The 661-nt window shown below is 44.2% G+C and carries 2 protein-coding genes; both read left to right on the top strand.

Annotated features, from left to right (window positions below; all coding sequences use genetic code 11):
- The coding region (locus HMPREF2867_RS11310; RefSeq protein WP_176744095.1) for a hypothetical protein at positions 1-285 on the top strand (285 nt) is incomplete at its 5' end.
- 13 nt (positions 286-298) lie between these two features.
- Entirely contained in the window at positions 299-628 is a 330-nt protein-coding gene (locus HMPREF2867_RS02420; protein ID WP_070575498.1) for a hypothetical protein, read from the top strand.
- Positions 629-661 lie beyond the last annotated feature (33 nt).

Raw genomic sequence — 661 nt, 5'->3', positions numbered from 1 at the left:
TACCAAGATGTAACCGTTGAGAACGGACATTTTACATTCGTCATGGGGGATGTCGTAGAGCCCGGAACATACTACCTCGAAATTAAACTGAACGGACATATTTTCCCGTCTAATAATTTCAAGGTCAAAGTGAAGAACTCACTGAATGCAGATAGCGTCGTGCCATCGGACAAGAGCCCTAAATTAAAGTTACTAGCGGATGAATTGCGAGAGTCTGGGTTAATTACTGGTGGCAGTGATACTACGGAAGACCTCGTTAATATCTACAATCTAGCTAAAATTTGAAAGGAAACAATAAATGAGTCAATTACACGATTTTGCCCAAGCCGTGGGTGCGGATATCAAGGAAATTAAAACGGCATTAGCTGGCAAGGCTGAGAAAGGCGAAGTGACCGCTAACGGTATCACTCAAGACCAACTTAACACCGCAATCACGCAAGCTAAGGCTGATATCATCGGTAATGCACCGGAAGAACTTGATACGCTCAAAGAAATTGCTGATAAAATCAGTGCAGCGGGTGGCAATACTGATAGCGGCATTATCTCGAAAATGACCGAATTGGGTGGCCGTCTCGATACCATCGAGCAAGAAGACCTTGTGAGCGTATACAACACAGCGAAAGCGTGAGCCTATGAGTAAGTTCACAGAATTTGCTCAAGC

The sequence above is a fragment of the Streptococcus sp. HMSC064H09 genome, assembly GCF_001812625.1.
In the GTDB taxonomy this organism is placed as follows: domain Bacteria; phylum Bacillota; class Bacilli; order Lactobacillales; family Streptococcaceae; genus Streptococcus.
The sequence above is the reverse complement of the archived record's forward strand: the minus strand, read 5'-3'. Positions and strand labels throughout refer to the sequence as shown.